Source organism: Muribaculum gordoncarteri, from assembly GCF_004803695.1.
GTDB lineage: Bacteria > Bacteroidota > Bacteroidia > Bacteroidales > Muribaculaceae > Muribaculum > Muribaculum gordoncarteri.
The window spans coordinates 3038336-3051977 of the sequence record NZ_CP039393.1 but is presented as its reverse complement, the minus strand read 5'-3'; the positions used below and the strand labels follow the sequence as shown (position 1 = coordinate 3051977).

Here is a 13642-nt window from a genome sequence, read left to right as displayed (position 1 = left end):
TCAACAGTTCTAAGCAATAATCGGAGGCTGGAAATTGTCCTCATTTCACGACATAAAACTTTGATAATCAACAAGAGGACAAAAGTCCGATTCCTCATTCTATGAATCAACGGGTTATGGTCTACATTTTAGACACGAAAAGCAACCTGTCGGGTGCTCCGGAGTCAAGTATGCGCTCTTTCAACCGGCTACGCCTGTTATAGAAATTCTTTATCTTTATGTCGGTGAATATGCACACGGCACGAGGCGAAAATCCGGCATAGAGATAGGTCAGGAATTTTATGTCACCCGCACTGAGCGACGGTATCTGTTGCCTGACCTTCAATATTATTCCGTCAAGATATGTGTTGACAATATCTTCCAGCTGGGTCACGCTTTTGGAGTCACGTAACGCAAGAATGTGTTTCTCTACTTCATTGTAGAGTGACAGTTTTACTCTATCCGATTCGTTTTTCTCGAAATATTCGTTGCAAAGCATATTGAGGGTATCGAGGCTGCTGCCGTAGAGAGTGTCGATTTTTGCCTGCAACTCACGGTTACGGTCGGAACGCTCAACGACAAGCAACGACAGCTCCTCAATCTCCTTTCGCTTCCTGACAAACCGTCGGCGCACTACGATCGCGACAATCACGCCTGCAGCAACGGCCATGCACACGACAATGCCGAGTATTGTCCATGCGTTACGTGAACTGCGCTTTGTGCTGTCAAGCTCCTTCTCGTAGTCATAACGCAACAGGTCTATAGTACGCTGCAACTGACCGGCCCTGGATGTGGGGCAATATATGACACCGCGATCGGTAGTGAGTAACAGCACATCTTCTTCGTGAAAAGCGTCACTGAAGGGAAAGTCAAGCGAAATGTGCCAGCGTGAACTTTTACCCTCAATATCATCACCTTGAGCTATAAGCGAAAACGGTTCCAACGGCTCGTTGAGAACACCACCGTTGGTCCATTCCACTTTATAGATGGTGAATGGTGCGTTGGACGAAGTGAGGTCAAACAGGATGTTTGTTCGGTCGTTCTCGTTGCATATCCTTCTGAATGTCATTATCAGCTCGTCGGCGGTTGTCGTCACACTGTCAAGAAGTGTGTAGGTGACGATATTGGTCGCCCCGGCCGACAATGTTCCGATAACGGCCGACAACGCCGCTGCGACAACCATCACATGACGGATATTTTGCAATATTATATGTCGGCAATCGGAAAACCGCATAATTTCCTGTGAGTGTTACAGCAGCTCGCTGTCGTAGACGGTGGTGTCGACAATGCCGGCATCGGCAAGAGCTTCACGACGCTCGACGCATGTACCGCACTTTCCACAATGGTGTTCCCGTCCCTTATAGCAGGAGTAGGTGGTCGAATAGTCTATGCCAAGCTCCTTTCCGCGACGCGCAATGTCGCTCTTTGTGAGCAATGTATAGGGTGCTCTCAGTTCAAGGCGGTCAAATGTGCCCTCGGCTATGGCCTTGCCCATGGCATCGATAAAACCGGCTCGGCAGTCGGGATATATGGCATGGTCGCCGGCATGATTGGCAATCATCACCGCTTTCAAGCCTCGGCTCTCGGCAAGTCCGGCAGCCACGGCAAGCATTATGCCGTTGCGAAACGGCACCACCGTCGACTTCATGTTGTCGGCCGTATAGTACCCCTCGGGAATAGCGTCGGCACCGCTCAACAGCGAACTTTCAAAGTAACGCCCCATGAAAGCAAGGTCAATCTCAATCAGCTCTATACCTGTCAGCTTACAATGCAACCGGGCACACTCGGCTTCGCGTGCGTTATGGTTGGAGCCGTAACCGAATGTCACAGCAAGGGCGATGTCGTCGGCATAGTCATGCAGCATAGTCACCGAGTCCATGCCTCCCGACAGCACCATTACAGCATCTTTCTTCATAATGAGATAAATCTAAAAATCGTTACGGAACGATGCAAGCATACGTGCCTTCACCATATCCTGATGCTCCTCGTCGCCATAGTTGGCAAAAGGATATATCGATATTCCTCCACGTGGAGTGAATAGCCCTATCACTTCCAGGTAACGCGGATTCATCAGCGCCACGAGGTCCTTCATTATTATGTTGATACAATCCTCATGGAAATCGCCGTGGTTGCGGAAACTGAACAGATAGAGCTTCAGGCTCTTGCTCTCGACCATCTTCTCGCGCGGGATGTAGTTGATGATTATGCGCGCAAAGTCGGGCTGACCGGTCTTGGGGCACAATGAAGTAAACTCGGGGCAGGTGAATGTCACAAGATACTCATTGTCGGGATGCTTGTTGATGAATGTTTCAAGAACTTCGGGAGCATACTCCGAAGGATATTTCGTAGCCTGATTGCCGAGAAGCGTCACTCCAGGCATTTCATTATCGGTGCGTGACATATCGGTTTACTTACTTCCTTTTATATCAGTGACTTTCAATCGCTCACCGGCATCCTTGGCGACTGCGCGGTAGTAATCCTCGGAATATCCGCCATATTCAGGCGATGCGCACATTCCCTCGGGAGTGCGCTTGAACACCCCGGGCTCGGTTTCGCGCTTGATGTTTCCGTCGATATACTTCACAAGCAGGTAGTCGCCGAGCTTCTTGAACTCCTTGGTGGAGTGATTGGCCCAGAAATCGGAGAAATTGGAGAGCTCCTCACGTTGGCGCACATCGGGCAATGTCATCACCTCGGCCTCAACGACCTTGACAGCCGATGCAATCGAATCCTCAAGACCGTTCTGCACGCGGCGTATGTCGGGAATCATCTGCGAATAACGGTTATAAGCCTGATTGGCCACGTAGTTATGAACCCAGAATGCGGCATCCCACGACAGGGTGAGCATGTCGCCGTTGCCATGAGCATAGCAGTGCGGAACCTTGGTGACGCAGCAATATATGGGAACATACACGCAAGTGTTGGCATCGTCCACGCCAAACCACAGCACACCCTTCATTGCATCGGGTACATTGTCACGCAGTTGAGCCACGAATGAGAATCCGGTCTGCTGCGTAGCTATAGCGCGTTCGTTGGTGTATTCAACATCGTCGACCTTGAATGTCATCGGACGCCAGCGGTAAGGCACCTTGTAGGGACCCGCACCCACATCCTTAGTCATGTCAAAGGGAGTGTCCTCAAAATGGTCGCGCATAGCCCACTGCATATTGCGCACATCGACCACCGAGTCGGGCTTAACCCACAGGGGCATAGGCTCGCCCTCGCCGTTCATTATCCAGGGGAGATACTTGTCCATGCCCTTGGCGTGCCTGTCGAAGAACGACCACACTCGAGCGTCACATCCGCGCAATGCGCTGAAGTCGGTTATGGCGTAGGCCTTGGAGAAGTCGAAGTCCTCGTCCTTGCCGTCGAAATAGCCCTGACTGCGGGCAAAGTCGATGACATCGGGCGAATATAGTGTTTCCTTGTCCTTCAGGGGGAAGGTGTGTATGCGTGCATGGTTGGCGTGTCCCGATATCATTCCGTCGGGAATGCGGCGTGCAACCCACACTGCACCTTTGCTCTTACCGCCCTTACCTATCATCTCCATTATCCAGGCCTCTTTGCCATCGGCTATCGAGAATGACTCGCCGCTGCTGTAGTAACCGTAGTCACGCACGAGGTCGGTCATCACCTTTATGGCCTCGCGTGCGGTCTTGGCACGCTGAAGCGTTATGTAAATGAGCGAACCGTAGTCGACGATTCCGGTAGTGTCGACAAGCTCCTCGCGGCCGCCCCATGTGCTTTCGCTTATGGCAAGGCCGTGCTCGTTCATGTTGCCTATGGTTGCATAGGTGTGAGCCACTTCGGGTATTTCGCCAAGATAACGGCCGGTGTCCCACTCGTAGACCTTGCGCATGGCTCCCTTGGGATGATCCTTGGCCGGCTGTGAATACAATTCACCGTATAGTGTGTGGGAATCGGCAGCGTAAGTTATCATGACACTGTTGTCGGCTGTCGCGCCTTTGGAGGCGATAAGACTTGTACAGGCAAGTGCCGAGCCGATGGCGGCCGCTGCAACCGCCGCTGTTGCTATTACTCTTTTAAGCATAATTCAATTATCGTTTTACATAATCCTCCCTTGCGGGTTATATGCAAAGATAACTCTTTTATACCTAACAGCCAAACGACAAGCGCCTGCAACGTGTCAATATTTGATGCCGGCCGAGTCAAGACGGGTGTAATCACGTGTATTCAATCCGGCGTCACGCAGCAACACGCCCCGGTTGCGGTCGTTCAGGAACACCCGCTGAGGCAGATTGTAGCGCGTATTCACCACCGACAGCGAGGGATTGAACCACGGAGTGCGTATGTCGGCAAGCTCAAGCGCGGTGTGGAAAAATGACGCGCTCGACGACACGTTTTTGTCGCGATTCTCGAGGGCTCTCGCCAATACATGGGGATAGGCTTCGACATAACGGCTCGACAGCCACACGATAAAGGGCACGTGGAGCTGATAGTAGGTGGGACGCGGCGACGCATGGAGAAATTTGTTGCTACCATCGTCAAACAGGTCCTCGCCGTGGTCGGCTGTGTAGAGCAACGCTCCGCGATAGCCCGCACCCTCGATCTCGTTCATCAGCATTGTGAGCAAGTCGGCCGTATAGGCTATGGTATTGTCGTAGGAGTTCAAGAGCCTCTGCCGTCCTTCGGGACCCACCTCCTTAATGCGGTCGGGCTTGAAACGCGCATAGTAACGCGGATATCGGTCATTGTATTTGAAGTGAGAGCCGTAGGTATGGAGCACTATCATCTGTCGTCGGCCACCACGTTGCATCTCTTCGGTGACATAAGGGAGCATATCCATGTCGGGAGCCGAGTCGTCATTGTTTAGCTCCTTTACAAATATACAGGTGTCGGCCTCGCTTCCGAAGAAGTCGATGAAGGAGTGATTGCGCCTGTGATTGGATATGAACGCGGTGCGGAATCCCGCCTCCTTGAATGCGGTTATCACGCTCTTTACAAAATAGATCGAGTCGCCAAACGACTCCGACGAAACGGGCGACAGTAGCAGCGGCACACTCTTATGCGTGACATTGGACTCGCTCATCGCCTTCTTGAAACCCACAAGACCGTCGGCCTCCATAATGCCCGGAGTGGTTTGTCGCTCATATCCGAATAGCTGCCAGTTGTCGGCGCGTGAGGTTTCACCCACAACGAGCACATACACCTCGGGAGCTATGTCGCAGTGCCAGCTTTCGGCGCTGTACTCGAAGCTGCCCGAGCTCTTGTCGTAATTCATCGTGGCCACGGCACGCTGTGTGGCAATCCATGAATTGTAAAGCGCATTGACCGGAAACACCTGGTTGTGAGGCACGACGGGCGAACCGGCGAAATATCCCACGGCACACAGGATAGCGCCGCTCGAAGCAATCATCAGCCCTATGCGTCGGTTGACACATAGAAATGTTCCCGACACACGCCACTTCTTTATATAGGCAATCACGCCGATAACAATCAGCGGCAGGCTGAACACACACATCACGCCGATGACAGGCCATAGCCCCTTGAGCAGCTCACCAACCTCCGAGGAGTTGGTGGTGAAGAGATTCATCCACATGTCTACCGAAATCACCGAGTTGCCGTAAAGGAAGAGAAGCACCATCTCAAATGCGGCAAGCAGCAGCACTATCGTGAACCACATGGCGCATCGTCCTATTCGGATGGCCGACGACATGATGAGCCAATACAATCCGAAAGGTAACAACACACTGGCCAATCCCTGAATCAAGTCAAGTCCCTCGGTGTACCACAATATAAGATTTGGTATGATAGCTATTGCCGGCATACCGAAGAACAGCATTTTGCTCAATATTGCAGCTGAACGTGTCATAATCGATCCCTCTTTTACGGCTCGTGGCAATTATTTCGCGAGCCTCGATTATGTAACACATAACACCCCTGAATCGTTCTCTAACATTATCAATCAGGCATTACCGACAATAAGTTTCCCGATTTTTATCCCGATATCACAGCAAAGATGCAAAAATATCGTAACTTTGAGCCAAACTAATCCTACAGCTATGAATCGACGGAATTTCCTGAAAGCGGCCGGGCTCGGACTTGTTGCCGCTTCTTCCCCTATATCATTGTCGGCATTTGACACTCCGACACGCCACACTGCGCGCAGCGGAAAGCTCAACCTTTCATTCAAGACTTACGAACTGCAACTGCGTCACTCCTTCAACCTGGCCAAATCGAGCCGCACCACAACTCCCGATGTGCAGGTGCAGATTGAGTATGACGGGCTTATCGGCTACGGTGAGGCGTCGATGCCTCCCTACCTCGGCGAAAGCGTCGAGAGCGTAACCAAGTTCCTCGGGATGCTCGACCTATCGCAATTTTCCGACCCGTTCCGAATCGAGGAGATACATGAATACATGGACTCCGTAGCCCCCGACAATCGCGCGGCAAAGGCTTCGGTCGACATTGCGCTGCACGACCTTACAGGCAAAATAATGCAGCAGCCGTGGTATAAGATATGGGGCCTTAACCCCGACAAGGCTCCCGACACCTCATTCACCATAGGCATTGACACCGCCGAGGTTGTACGCCAAAAAGTGGATGAAGCCTCGCCCTATAATGTGCTTAAGGTAAAGATGGGACTCGACAACGACCGTGAACTCGTTGAAGTGATTCGTTCAAAGACCGACCGTCCGATATGCGTCGACGCAAATCAGGGGTGGGACGACAAGTACCGGGCACTTGAAATGTGCAACTGGCTTGCCGAGCGCAACTGTCTTTTCGTAGAGCAGCCCATGCCTAAGGAGATGATCGATGAAACCGCATGGCTGCGCGAGCGAAGCCCGCTGCCAATCATTGCCGACGAGTTTCTGCAGCGCCTACCCGATGTGGCTCGCGCGGCAGGTGCCTACGACGGCATCAATATAAAGCTGATGAAGAGCACGGGAATGCACGAAGCCTACAAGATGGCCGTTCTGGCTCGCGCAATGGGAATGAAGGTGATGCTCGGGTGCATGACCGAAACTTCGTGTGGAGTATCGGCAGCCTCACAACTGGCGCCAATGGTCGACTGGGCCGACCTCGACGGCAACCTGCTCATAACCAACGACTGCTTCGACGGAATGAAAATCGTCAACGGAAAAGTCACAATACCCCGCGACCGTCCCGGCATCGGTGTGCTTCCCCAAATGCAAGGATAGCAATCCATCGGCAATATCCGAGATATACAAGCGATTTACAAGACCAAAAACAAACTTGTAAAATCGCTTGTTTTCATTTAAAAGCGTAATTATTATGGATATTGTGATCTATGCCGGCCTGGCCATCGATATAATCGGAGCCATATTGCTGATGATATGGTCGATGAAGTACCGCAATGCATTCAAGTCAGCCGAGAGAATGCCCATGGTGAAGGAGGAGCTTAAGGCTCAGTGGCTGAAGAAGAGGGCAATCGGCTTCGGCATGATAATCGCCGGCGCAATCATCACCGTAATCGGCTGCTACATCTGATGCGAGGTGGCATATATGAGAAATGGGCTGTGCCGAGGTTGGCACAGCCCATTCTATAGAGTGGTGGTGGGGTCGATTATTTCTTGAAGAGCAGCGGAGCCATTTCCTTGAGGCTGCGACGCCATGTAAGGAATTCGTGAGCTGTTCCGTCGGAAACGTAGGATACGGCGTTGAAACCGGCAGCCTTCAGATCCTCAACTGACTTCTTGACGCCTTCGGGATTCTCCTTTGAGCCGCAAGAGGTGAATATCAGTCGGGGCTTTACATCCTTGAGGTCGGAGGGTGAATATGTGCCGCCGCTGAAGAGTCCGTAGTAGTCAAATACTTCGGGACGAGCGAGGGTGATGTTCTTGGTTTCCATACCACCCATCGAGAGGCCGGCCATAGCGCGGTTCTTCTTGTTGGGGATAGTGCGGAAGTTGCTGTCGATGTAGGGAATCAACTCGTCAACCAATACTGTTTCAAAGTTCTTGGGATTGAATGAACCGATTGTTCCGTGACGGGCTTCGTTGGTCATACCGTAGGTCATAACGATGATAAACGGCTCGCACTTGCCTTCGGCAATGAGGTTATCCATGATGAGGTTGGCGTGACCCTGGTTGGACCATGCGGTTTCGTCCTCACCCCAGCCATGCTGCAGATAGAGCACGGGATATTTCTTCTTGGTGTTCTTGTTGTATTCGGCGGGAGTGTAAACGAAAGCTCTCTTCTGCAATCCTGTGCTGGGAGAGTTGAAAAGCACCTGCTGAACGTTGCCGTGAGGTACATTCTTGGCAGCATAGAAGTCGCGGTCGTGTGCGGGAATCTCGATACCGCTCTCCCAACGGGTTGAGCCGTAGTAATTGTTGGCACCGGGATCGTTAACTGTAGCACCGTCGATAGTGAAGTGGTAGTAGTGGAATCCTTCGTCCATGGGGCCTTCAGTAGTTCCGGTCCATACACCGTCCTTGTCCTTATGAAGAACTGTTCCACCGCGTCCACCGAGTCCGAGGCTTACGATAACCGACTTAGCGTCGGGAGCATCGATGCGGAAACGAGCATAACCTTCCGAGTTAACCATAGGATACTGCTGTCCGGGCTGATTCAATTCGCTCGGCTTGAAGTCTTCCTTGGGAACGTTGTTGTCAAGAGCAGGATTGAAGTTCTTCACTGCATAGTAAGCTTTCTTGGGCTTGAGGTTTTCATCGTAAAGAAGAGGATGATTGTTTACACCCAGCCAAGAGTCACCGTCGCAGAGGTTCCAGAGTGTTACGTTGTCGATAACATCCTTGTGCTTGCGGAGTACACGGAAAATGCGTGCATACTGGTCCTCCTGAAGAGTTGAAAGGTAGGGAGCCATGGCTTTGTTTTCGCCACGAGAGAACTGAAGGTTTCCGCCCATCTCCTCGTTGCAACGTACATCAAGCTCGGTGATGTGGATGTGCTTTACGAGTTCCGAATACTTGGTGAGGGCTGAGTCGATGTCCTCGGGTGTGGGGCCGTAGATGTTGTAGTGACCCTGCATACCGATACCGGTGATGGGAACACCTGCAGCCTGCATCTTCTTTACCATGTTGTAGATGCGGTCGCGCTTTGCGGGAACGGCTGCATTGTAGTCGTTATAGAAAAGAAGGGCATTGGGATCGGCTTCGTGAGCAAATTCAAATGCCTTGGCAATGAACTCGTCGCCGTAGAGCTTATAGAGCTTGCTCTCTCGGTAGGGGTTGGGTTCACGACCTCTGAATCCGCGGCCGGCATCGGACATTGCTTCGTTTACAACATCCCATGCATATACTACATCCTTATATCGGTTAACCACTGTGTGGATGTGGTCACGCAGGCGAGCGTAGAACACTTCCTTGGGCACGGGGTTGCCTTTTTCATCATTCATCATCCAGTCGCAGAACTGTGCGTGCCATACGAGGCAGTGTCCGCGCAGCTTGATTCCGTTCTTGCGGCAGAAGTCGGCAATCTTGTCGGCGCGTTCCCAGTTCCATACACCTTCTTTCGGATGCAATTCACCCGATTTCATGTCGTTCTCAGCAGTGATGCTGTTGAACTCCTTTTTGATAAGCTCCATTTGTGCGGGGTCGGATACGTTGCGCTGGTTTACAGCCACACCGATGGTGAAATAGCCATCGTAAGCATCCTTAAGGCTCTTGGGGCCATTGTCCACTTGTCTGCCAAATTGAGCAAACGCTGATCCTGCCATGAATACAGCAAGCAGAACCGATAAGCATGTTCGTTTCATTGGTAAGTAGTTGTTAATGATTGATTTAAATATTAAGGGTTATTTTTAGGCATGGATGAAAGGCTTTTTAAAGCCAAACATGACATTAGTTAGACCGATGCATGCTCAAAAGGTTTAACACATTTCTAAAAAAAATAAAAATAAATTTAGTGAAATGTGGGTTGCACATCCCTCTGCCGGTAAATCCCCGCGTTAGCGTGGGAGCTGCGTTAGCTGCTCAATAAGGTTAGCCTCATGCAAACGCGCCTTTAGGTGCGTGCAGCGTGAGGTCATGGCGCGCCTCCCCCACACCCTCGAGGGCTGCGTTAGCTGCCCAATAAAACGCTATCCATGTGGATTACCGTTGGGTGGAGGCCCACGGGTGGGCCTATGGCAACCCGCGGTTAAATACATGTAATGCCTGACGGCATATACAGCACCGGGTATTGTTTTGCACTTAGGTTAGTGGCGGCGATGGCGGTTGCGGCGGCGTGAGCTGTGGGCGATGAGCTTTTCAAGCGTGCTTTTGCCCGGTTGGCCGGCGGCAGGTGTATTGACGGCGGCAGGTGCGGGCTCGGCCATCGGTACGGACTGTTGGCCGCTTGGCACCGTTACCGGAGCAGGAGATGCCGATTCAGGTTGATTATTGGGCTGCTTCACTGGAGCGGACTGCATTGCGGACTTGGGCTGCATTGCGGGCTTGGGCTGCATTGCGGGCTTGGGCTGCTTCACAGGGGCGGGATGCACTGCGGGCTTGGGTTGCGCCGAGATGTTGCGGACGATGGAGGGTCTTTGCTCGGTCGCTTGGCGGCGTGATGATGCGGCCTTGCGCTCGCGGGCGAGGCGGCGAAGCTCACGGGCACGATAGCGGCGGCGTATCGTGGGCATGATGAGCATGAATATGGCGCGGGGAACGCCCTCCGAAACTTCAATTACAATCAGGTCGCGCTGATAGGCCTCGATTGCGGCGCATATCTCGTCGCGGTAATGCTTGGGAAGGCGGTCGACTGCATCCTTCCATTCCTGATCAAACTTCAATCCCTTGCCTCGGCGGCTCTGTACTTTCGCTCTATTTTCCATAGTTACTTTTTTCCTGCAAAAATAATGCGCCGAACCCCCCGATTTCACCCCATAATGTCGCGAAGCAGTTTCGCACATGTAATGCTTGACGGCATATACAGGATTGCTTGTGGGTTATTGGGCAACTACGTAGTCCTTTTTCTATGGTGCGTTGTACCCTGTGCCCTATACCCGTGCTGCGGACGCCTAACGGCGGCCTTGCGCGGGCCTAACATTATTAAGCTGCTCTGCAGCTTTGGCGCTAACGCGGGGAGCGTTTGTTATTGCTCGGTGTGGAAGCTTGTTAAGGACTCTCTTTCCTGCGTCGGCAGTCCGTCGGTTTGGGCTGCTGCCTTTATTGCCTTTATAAGGAATGCCATATTTCTTCCGAGATTTCGCATTGTCTGGAGCCCTTCACGATCATCCTCTACATCGGTGGCGGTGAAGCCGTGCACTTCATTCCAATAGGTGGATGAAACAATCGGCATGGCACTGATGGTAAAATATTTGTTGATTTCGTCAAAGGCTGAAGTCGAGCCGGCTCTTCGGGATGAAACAACGGCTGCTCCCACTTTCATGGTTTTATTCACAACACCACTCGTGCTGTAGAAGAGGCGGTCAAGGAATGAAAGCACCTGTCCGTTGCACCCGGCGTAATATACCGGACTTCCGATTACAATACCGTCAGCCTCGGCAAGCTTGGGAGCGGTTTCATTTACAATGTCATTGAAAACGCAATGCCTGTGCTGACGGCAGACAGTGCGCGGTCAGTGCAGCCTCCCTCAATATGGGGACTGCCGTTAACGATAAGAACTTTCATAAGATAATATTTTACATGATGCAAATATACTATTTTTTGACATATCACTCCGAGTCAGCCTACATGGAAGCGGCCCTATCCCCTGAGCCTCATGCTAATATAGGCTATTTCACTTTAACATATTTGCTATTTAATTTTCTTTATTACTTTACACGGATTTCCGACGGCTACCGAGTGAGGCGGAATGTCCTTCACCACGACGCTACCGGCTCCAATTACACAATCATCGCCGATGGTCACTCCCGGCAGAACGCACACATTACCACCAATCCACACATCATTGCCGACAGTTATCGGACGAGCATATTCGAGGCCCTTGTTTCTCTCGGCGGCATCGATCGGATGACCTGCCGTATAAAAGCCACAATTAGGAGCGACAAACACGTTGTCCCCAAATTTTACAGTAGCCCCGTCAAGTATCACTAAATTATGATTGGCGTAGAAATTATCACCTATATGTATGTTATAGCCATAATCGCATAGGAACGGCTGCTCTATCAAGAAGTTTCCTTTTACACTGCCCAACAGTTCCTTGATAATTTTTCTTCCTCCCTCGACATCCTTTGGCCGAAGATGATTGTAATCGTGACACAATTCCTTGCATTCGGCTCTCTCGGCTATAAGTCGGGGGTCGTTGTTGGCATCATATATCATGCCTTTCAGCATCTTTTCTTTTTCTGTCATATTGAATAACCATATCTTATATTTAATTTTGCAAAGTTAATTACTTGCAACATAGTGTGCAATGATTCTAAAGTAGCATGTTTTCAAGAGCGCACCATGCCGATGCGAAATAGTTGAGCGAGCTTTGTTCCACCGGGTGAAGCAGAGGACTTTGCCGTTGATTATAGAACGGTTTTAACGCGTACCACTACAAACTCGAACTGGCGCAGATGGTCGTTGGTCGGAGCCTTGAAAGCTGCCGAGATTACTTTGTCGAGGATTTCATCACTCACTTCACGGTCGGAGTAGTCGCGGTAGGTGCGGCGACGATCCAATACTTCTGAAAATTCCATATTCTATGTATATTTTTGATGTTTATGTTTTGTAATGCAAAATTAAGGCGTCTGTTTGTCGGTCATTTGTTAAATTGTTTCAAATATTTGTTGTTTATTTGCACAAATAAAATTACGATAATATGAAGTCCCTTGGTATTACAGGCCAGAAATGGCTTAAAACATTTCATCTTTTTGCGGCAATTCTTTGGATTGGTTGCGGAGTCGCTATGAATTTACTCCGAGTTGCAGTAACCCCAACAACGCCGGAAGGAATGTCCACACTTTCCCTGGCAATAAAAATATTGGATGATTTGCTGATTTTCGGTGGAGTTATTGGAATATTGGTTACTGCTATAGTGTATGGCATCTGGACAAAATGGGGATTCTTCCGACAACGATGGCTGAGTGTCAAATGGTTGTTGACAATTGTCATGATACTCATAGGATGGATAATAATGGGTCCGGCTGTCAACGGTAATGTACAGTCGCCTGAATGGTATCTCTCAAACATAGATACCTACGATGCCAACCTTGCAACAAGTGCGGTATGGGGGCCTGTTCAGTTGCTGTTGCTGACCGTGGTGTTGATAATCTCTGTATTCAAGCCCTGGAAAGCAAAAATAAAGCGCCCATAAGTTAATGACATACGCCATAATGGACGATGCAGTAATTTCCTATACATTGCCCGAGGTGAAAGATCATTCCTTCTTTTTCATCTCCCAGCACATTGCACCGAGCCTCGAAGCCAAGATGCACAGGCACGAGGCTTGGGAACTATATTATGTAACCGGCGGCAACGGTGTGCGCATGACAGGCGACACCCTGATGCCTTTCGTCGAAGGAGATGTAGTGCTGATTCCGCCGTCAATGCCTCACTATTGGGAATATAAACCGGAGTCGGCAAATAATGCCGGAGAGATCACATATCTGATGGTGGCATTCAGCCCGGAACTTATAAGATATTCAATAAAGAAACGGGACTCTCTCCTACAAAATACCGAAAGCAGGCAAAAAAGATGAGCTGACAGCCTTTTTAAGAGCCGGTTCGACAATAAATATGTGAAATTAAAAATTTTGTCATGTAATGGAAATTCGCTTACTTTG

The 13642-nt window shown here is 50.6% G+C and carries 13 protein-coding genes and 1 pseudogene; 4 read left to right on the top strand and 10 right to left on the bottom strand.

Going from position 1 to position 13642, the window contains the following annotated elements; genetic code table 11:
• Positions 1-121: 121 nt before the first annotated feature.
• The 5 genes from E7746_RS13335 to E7746_RS13315 form a co-directional block, all read right to left on the bottom strand.
• A complete protein-coding gene (locus tag E7746_RS13335) occupies positions 122-1183 on the bottom strand; it encodes a hypothetical protein (RefSeq protein ID WP_238337239.1) in 1062 nt (353 codons plus the stop codon).
• 45 nt (positions 1184-1228) lie between these two features.
• A complete protein-coding gene (gene queC / locus E7746_RS13330; protein WP_136411119.1) occupies positions 1229-1894 on the bottom strand; it encodes a 7-cyano-7-deazaguanine synthase QueC in 666 nt (221 codons plus the stop codon).
• A gap of 12 nt (positions 1895-1906) precedes the next feature.
• A complete protein-coding gene (gene queF / locus E7746_RS13325) occupies positions 1907-2380 on the bottom strand; it encodes a preQ(1) synthase (protein WP_123394920.1) in 474 nt (157 codons plus the stop codon).
• A 6-nt stretch (positions 2381-2386) separates the two neighbouring features.
• On the bottom strand, positions 2387-4030 hold the full coding sequence (locus E7746_RS13320) for a dipeptidase (RefSeq protein WP_136411118.1): 1644 nt from the start codon (positions 4028-4030) through the stop codon (positions 2387-2389).
• A 96-nt stretch (positions 4031-4126) separates the two neighbouring features.
• Positions 4127-5812 carry a phosphoethanolamine transferase gene (locus E7746_RS13315; protein WP_136411117.1) on the bottom strand — a complete coding sequence of 562 codons (1686 nt, stop codon included), beginning with the start codon at positions 5810-5812 and terminating at the stop codon, positions 4127-4129.
• Positions 5813-6002: 190 nt separating this feature from the next.
• On the opposite strand from E7746_RS13315, the gene E7746_RS13310 reads away from it, so the two are divergent.
• Both E7746_RS13310 and E7746_RS13305 read left to right on the top strand, forming a co-directional pair.
• A complete protein-coding gene (locus E7746_RS13310; protein WP_136411116.1) occupies positions 6003-7142 on the top strand; it encodes a dipeptide epimerase in 1140 nt (379 codons plus the stop codon).
• A gap of 94 nt (positions 7143-7236) precedes the next feature.
• Positions 7237-7452: a hypothetical protein gene (locus E7746_RS13305; protein WP_136411115.1), complete on the top strand. Its 216-nt coding sequence runs from the start codon at positions 7237-7239 to the stop codon at positions 7450-7452.
• A 76-nt stretch (positions 7453-7528) separates the two neighbouring features.
• Here the strand turns inward: E7746_RS13305 and xyn10D/fae1 are convergent, their stop codons facing one another.
• The 5 genes and pseudogenes from xyn10D/fae1 to E7746_RS13280 all read right to left on the bottom strand — a co-directional run.
• Positions 7529-9682, bottom strand: coding sequence for a bifunctional endo-1,4-beta-xylanase/feruloyl esterase (gene xyn10D/fae1, locus E7746_RS13300; protein ID WP_136411114.1), 2154 nt, complete (start codon positions 9680-9682; stop codon positions 7529-7531).
• A gap of 441 nt (positions 9683-10123) precedes the next feature.
• Positions 10124-10741 (bottom strand): hypothetical protein, encoded by a 618-nt coding sequence (locus tag E7746_RS13295; RefSeq protein ID WP_136411113.1) that lies wholly within the window; start codon positions 10739-10741, stop codon positions 10124-10126.
• Between the two features lie 260 nt (positions 10742-11001).
• Complete coding sequence (locus tag E7746_RS13290) at positions 11002-11442, bottom strand: flavodoxin family protein (protein ID WP_238337392.1); 441 nt, start codon at positions 11440-11442, stop codon at positions 11002-11004.
• Between the two features lie 224 nt (positions 11443-11666).
• Positions 11667-12224 (bottom strand): sugar O-acetyltransferase, encoded by a 558-nt coding sequence (locus E7746_RS13285; RefSeq protein ID WP_136411112.1) that lies wholly within the window; start codon positions 12222-12224, stop codon positions 11667-11669.
• 70 nt (positions 12225-12294) lie between these two features.
• A pseudogene (locus E7746_RS13280) lies at positions 12295-12556 on the bottom strand (nitroreductase family protein); the annotation flags it as partial.
• 122 nt (positions 12557-12678) lie between these two features.
• Between E7746_RS13280 and E7746_RS13275 the strand changes: the two are divergent.
• Complete coding sequence (locus E7746_RS13275) at positions 12679-13173, top strand: hypothetical protein (RefSeq protein ID WP_136411111.1); 495 nt, start codon at positions 12679-12681, stop codon at positions 13171-13173.
• A gap of 4 nt (positions 13174-13177) precedes the next feature.
• Entirely contained in the window at positions 13178-13558 is a 381-nt protein-coding gene (locus tag E7746_RS13270; RefSeq protein ID WP_317130897.1) for an AraC family ligand binding domain-containing protein, read from the top strand.
• Positions 13559-13642: the final 84 nt, after the last annotated feature.

Excerpts from the sequence above, each read along its gene's own strand:
- queC (WP_136411119.1), bottom strand. The coding sequence starts at position 1,894 with ATGAAGAAAGATGCTGTAATGGTGCTGTCGGGAGGCATGGACTCGGTG.
- queF (WP_123394920.1), bottom strand. The coding sequence starts at position 2,380 with ATGTCACGCACCGATAATGAAATGCCTGGAGTGACGCTTCTCGGCAAT.
- E7746_RS13320 (WP_136411118.1), bottom strand. The coding sequence starts at position 4,030 with ATGCTTAAAAGAGTAATAGCAACAGCGGCGGTTGCAGCGGCCGCCATC.
- E7746_RS13315 (WP_136411117.1), bottom strand. The coding sequence starts at position 5,812 with ATGACACGTTCAGCTGCAATATTGAGCAAAATGCTGTTCTTCGGTATG.
- E7746_RS13310 (WP_136411116.1), top strand. The coding sequence starts at position 6,003 with ATGAATCGACGGAATTTCCTGAAAGCGGCCGGGCTCGGACTTGTTGCC.
- E7746_RS13305 (WP_136411115.1), top strand. The coding sequence starts at position 7,237 with ATGGATATTGTGATCTATGCCGGCCTGGCCATCGATATAATCGGAGCC.
- xyn10D/fae1 (WP_136411114.1), bottom strand. The coding sequence starts at position 9,682 with ATGAAACGAACATGCTTATCGGTTCTGCTTGCTGTATTCATGGCAGGA.
- E7746_RS13295 (WP_136411113.1), bottom strand. The coding sequence starts at position 10,741 with ATGGAAAATAGAGCGAAAGTACAGAGCCGCCGAGGCAAGGGATTGAAG.
- E7746_RS13285 (WP_136411112.1), bottom strand. The coding sequence starts at position 12,224 with ATGACAGAAAAAGAAAAGATGCTGAAAGGCATGATATATGATGCCAAC.
- E7746_RS13275 (WP_136411111.1), top strand. The coding sequence starts at position 12,679 with ATGAAGTCCCTTGGTATTACAGGCCAGAAATGGCTTAAAACATTTCAT.
- E7746_RS13270 (WP_317130897.1), top strand. The coding sequence starts at position 13,178 with ATGACATACGCCATAATGGACGATGCAGTAATTTCCTATACATTGCCC.